Origin of the sequence: Nitrosospira sp. NpAV, assembly GCF_000832065.1 — a bacterium.
In the GTDB taxonomy this organism is placed as follows: Bacteria; Pseudomonadota; Gammaproteobacteria; order Burkholderiales; family Nitrosomonadaceae; genus Nitrosospira.
In genome coordinates this window covers 1-260 of the sequence record NZ_JXQM01000190.1, presented here as the reverse complement: position 1 = coordinate 260, position 260 = coordinate 1, and the positions used below count along the sequence as shown (strand labels likewise).

1 pseudogene is annotated in these 260 nt (G+C 55.0%); it reads right to left on the bottom strand.

Annotation, left to right across the window (positions count from 1 at the left end):
• Positions 1 to 260, bottom strand: a pseudogene (locus tag SQ11_RS15855) (hypothetical protein); the annotation flags it as partial.

Sequence of the window (260 nt, the reverse complement as noted above, 5' to 3'; positions counted from 1 at the left end):
TGGGGAATCCCCAGGTCTCCCATGCGTTTTTCAGTCAGTGGTGAACTGCGGCCAGTGATCACGGCTATCGTAATGCCTGCGGCCATAATCTGCTTCAGGCCCAGGCCGTCCAGAATGTTGAAGCCTTTCAGTTCATCGCCTTTGGCGCTGAAGTAGATCTTGCCATCGCTCATGATGCCATCAACATCCAGGGCAACAAGCTTGATGCGCGCAGCTTTAGCCAGCAGGGCTTCTGGCCAGGCTTCCTGAAGAGGGCTTTT